The sequence below is a fragment of the Succinimonas sp. genome, from assembly GCF_045225735.1.
GTDB lineage: Bacteria > Pseudomonadota > Gammaproteobacteria > Enterobacterales > Succinivibrionaceae > Succinimonas.
On record NZ_JBGVBR010000138.1, the window covers coordinates 1 to 4,145 of the forward strand.

4 protein-coding genes are annotated in these 4,145 nt (G+C 53.0%); all 4 read right to left on the reverse strand.

All coding sequences use genetic code 11. The features are described 5' to 3' along the window. Positions 1-1,208, reverse strand: a 1,208-nt coding sequence (locus ACJROR_RS04995) for an RAMP superfamily CRISPR-associated protein (protein WP_406546136.1), incomplete at its 3' end; no start/stop codon positions are given. After that, a complete protein-coding gene (locus ACJROR_RS05000) occupies positions 1,201-1,764 on the reverse strand; it encodes a hypothetical protein (protein ID WP_406546137.1) in 564 nt (187 codons plus the stop codon). The genes ACJROR_RS05000 and ACJROR_RS04995, both read right to left, overlap by 8 nt. 12 nt (positions 1,765-1,776) lie before the next feature. Then, positions 1,777-3,309 carry an RAMP superfamily CRISPR-associated protein gene (locus ACJROR_RS05005; RefSeq protein WP_406546138.1) on the reverse strand — a complete coding sequence of 511 codons (1,533 nt, stop codon included), beginning with the start codon at positions 3,307-3,309 and terminating at the stop codon, positions 1,777-1,779. Beyond that, a complete protein-coding gene (locus ACJROR_RS05010) occupies positions 3,306-4,082 on the reverse strand; it encodes a hypothetical protein (RefSeq protein WP_406546139.1) in 777 nt (258 codons plus the stop codon). Before ACJROR_RS05010 ends, ACJROR_RS05005 begins: the two co-directional genes overlap by 4 nt. Positions 4,083-4,145: the final 63 nt, after the last annotated feature.

Sequence of the window (4,145 nt, forward strand, 5' to 3'; positions counted from 1 at the left end):
CCCTCGGTACCGGTAATATAGCCGAACATTGTATCTGCGAGATCCCGGATATTTGCCGTATCATTCTGCACATCCCGGATCATGTCCATCACAGATTTCAGACGCACATGGCGCGCAACCTGACAGAAACCCAGAGCGCTCCTCTGGTAGTCAGTATTATGTTCCAGCAGCCAGACCGGGAAGCCGAACACGGGATGCTGCCGGCTTACGTTGTAATCGAAGAGATTCTGATCCTTGGCTCCGGCGTCATCAGCCTTCACGGCAGGGAGGGAGGCATTGAGCTCCTTGATGAGCCAGTCATCCAGGAGTTTCCAGTTTTCATACCTTTCGGCAACGGCCTTATCGTTTACATAGAAGAAGTAATCAGTATAACGATTTGCCTTTATTGGTTTGCCTTCTTTGGTTTTGCCATTATTGGAAATGTTCTTGTTCATAAACAGGAACATGCCGGGACAGGTGTGCTTCTGATCCTCTTTAAGTTTGACGGAAGTTACCTCGTTCCATGTGGTATATCTGCGTTCACCGGGAGATTTCTTCTCCTGTTCAGCTGATAACCCTTTCTTCGGTTCCAGAGCGGCATATAAAAGCGGCATCGGATCGCGGTCGCTGAGGCCATGCTTTCTGGCGAGAGCCCGGTGCTTTTCCAGAGCAGTCAAATCCCTGGCTTTGCTGGGGGCTATATCCAGAATGTTCTTTCCCAGGCTGTCAGCACTAACGGAAGCGGTTACCGGCTTGTTGTCGGGGATCGCAACGGCTTCCAGATACTGCCAGTTGCCCGGAACCCGGGGATCCGGCCGTACGAATATCGGGGTCAGCTTGTAGTCGGCGTTTTCGGACTTCACCTCGCCGATGGAAAGCCTGATGGCATGCCGGAGATCTCGGACGCACTGCATTTTGCCGAAGCCGACAATTTCCAGGGCGTTTCTGAGCATGCCCTTGATGGACGAACCCGGAATCACCTGTCTGCCGCTCCCGTCGTGCTCCCAGAGGAGAGTTTTTACAGACTCGCCTTTTTCATTTTTTTTGGTGGCGGTGTCATGACCTACGCAAAGGGGAGAGTAGTTCACAAGCTCATAGTCAATGCGACCGGAAATACCGTCCCGGAAGGGCACGTCATGAGTGACGTCCTCAGCCCAATCCGGAGAGAAAACCCAGGATGAAACAGGAACGAAGTCATAGGGGGTAACGATTTTGGTGTGATTATCCATTTATTGCCTCCGCGGAAAATCCGGCAAACTGCTGTACGAAGGGGGTGATCTTTCCCATCTCTCCCGGACGGTACCAGATGGTGTAAACCGCATTTCCGGGAACGGCTTTCTCATTTTTCCGGGCGGCGATGTCCTGTCTTACCCGGAGGGAAATGGTGTTGCGGGGGAGAGCTTCGCCCTCAGCGCCGTCTATGACATAGAAGGTTACCAGAATAAGATTTCCGGCTGCTCTTTTAACCCGGGCGGAGATCTTAAGACTTTCCGCATAGAATTCCGCTTCCAGTACTTTGGCAGCGGTGTCCTTATCCTCAAGAGTTTGGAGAGCAACTCCTGTCCGGATCTCATCTGTCAGCATCACCCAGGACTGGATGTCGGCGGCAGCGCCGAGCTTTTCCTCAAGAGTTCCGGCAAGTTCATCAGAAGAGGTAATCTGTCTGGTGTCAATTTTGAGATTGCCGACGCTGAAATTAACCGGGGCCGCGTTTTTTCTGCCGTCCCGGCTCCCCAGAAGCCGGTTCACGCCGGCCGTAAGTTCATTTAAATCTGCTGTTGTCATTATTAACCTGCCTTAATTCTCTTTAACTTCGCTGAATACGGCGGTGTCCCGGCCGGAACCGGCGCAGATATTGAGGAAGCCGTTCTTGAGATCATAAAGAGTGTCCTGAAATGCCTGCATGATTTCCGCATCATCGGGAAGCTCGGAGCCCCGGGAAGGATTCATGGAAATATGCACCGCAAAACTCGGGTTAATTAGCCGCATCTGACCGAACAAAGCCGAGGGCATGACTCCTGCGGTGAAGCGATCCAGCTTGTTATGCATGCGGTTCAGCCAGTAATCCGCGCTGATCACGGCATCCTGCACCCGGAGGGATCCTGCTCTCATATTGTCGTGATTGACGGGATCGTTTCTTCCGAAGAGGGTGTAGTAGGGCTCCAGCTCCTTGGGAGGTTCCCGGTTATCCAGAAGATCCCGGATAAGATCCCGGGGGGTGCGTTCGCCGGAGATTTTGGTGTCAGTGAACCAGCCTTTTCTTCTCAGGAAGTGATACATGGTGCGGTGAGCCAGAACGCCCTTGATGGTGCTGCCGGGGATAATGAACTCCTTAATCTCCTTATCGAATTTGCTGCCTTTCCAGGTGATTCTGGAGTCGGTAAAGCAGGGCTGGATATTTCTCTTGCCGCTGTCGTTTTCATTAGGCATGAGATTTATAGGGTTCCCGTCGGGGCCGCAGGCTGAAATCGTCGCTGAAATGGCGCCGGGGATGCCGGTGCCGAGACGCATGGATCCCCGGGAGCTCAGGGTGAACTTCCAGACTTTGAGGCCGGTGTCATCAGCGGACGGAATAACGGGCGCGGCGGCTGCCTCGTCAATTTTTACCGTGCGGTTGATAACAAAGGCCCGGATCTTTTTGGCTGCCTCTTCGGGATTGTCGACGTAATCATCAAGACGGATCTCCTCCAGATCCACGCCTATTACCTTGAAGGAGCCCAGACCGTTGGCGGTTTTGGATCCCAGGGCAAAGGTGCGGGATCCGATGATCTTAAGCACTTTCCGGTAGTCTTCGACATCCTTATCGGAATCCAGCTCGAACTTCAGGTCAAAGGCAAACCGAAGCCCCTTAGGCAGGGTTTTTGCGGTGAACAGGGCAGCCCTGTGGTTGGCCTTTTTCTCATTAAGCCGGCAGCAGGTTCTTTCAAAGCGGCCGCTGTTATTGATATTTACCAGACTGTAAACGGGATCCCGGCTGTCCGGCTCCGTCAGCATGCGAAGCTGTCCCTTGCTGTCCAGAGTCCCCGGAAGACAGGACTTGCTGTCCAGAAGAAGACCATCGGTGACAATGATCCGGGAGGCCATGCGTTCCTGGGTTTTTTGATCGCCCTTGAAGCCGAACCAGTGTTCAAACTGGATGGGATTTACCCCTTTGGCAATATTCATGACCGTATGTCTCCAGACGCCGGCAATGGCGGTGGCGGGAATGCGGGGCAGGCCGTTCCAGTCCCGGACAATGGCATTCTGCCCCAGGGTTTCGCGGTTACCTGAATAGATGGCCAGCGGAGAAATAGTTTCCACGGCCACTCTGGTTAAAACAACAGTGCTCATTTATCATTCCTCCCTGTGCGATCCAGGAATTCGCCGGTGTCTTCCCTGAGACCCACCAGCTTTGACATGTCGTAGTTCTTAAGGACTTCCAGAGCCTTCCGGAGAGCTCCGAGAGGCTTGTTTTTGATAAGCCCTTCAAATTCCGCGGCGAAGGTGGTGTTGGTTTTTCCGGCAAAGGTGAAATGCGTATCCCAGCCGGTGCGGGCGGCTTCGCGCTGGTTTTCATCACGGAGCTTGGCAGAGATTTTTTTGAAGATGGCGGAGCTGTCATCCAGCATAACGCCGCTGGCATCGGAGCATCTGATAACCATGTCTCTGATAACAGACCACTGACTGAGAGACGGACCGTACCTGCCGGGATCCGTAACCGTCTGACCGTATTGGTCGGTGTCAAAGGAATTGCTGTATGCCCGGGAAGCCGTGTAGATGCTGACAATGCCCTTCATGATTGCCTGACCTTCATCGTCGTACTTCAGGAATTCGGCTCCCTGAGACTTACACCGTTCGGCGAACTTGACGAGATAATCGTAATCCTTAAGACAGGACTTATCCGGATCAGCTTTAAGGAGAGTCAAAGGGAGATCCGGGAAGAGGGCGTTGTCAGATCCCGGCTTAATCCGCTCCTCGCTCAGAAATGCCGGATTAACCAGCACTCGTCCCAGTCCCTGATGACGGGAGAGTCCGATACCCCGGAGGCTCAGCTCCTGAAGCTGTTTCGTATCAAGCGGTTTTTTAAGAGTGAAACTGATAATGCTTCCTCTTTTAATGACCATCTTTTCAGAGTCGTGGCCGTTTCTCTTTCGGTTGAAGAGTCTGATAACGCCGGTTCTGATTTA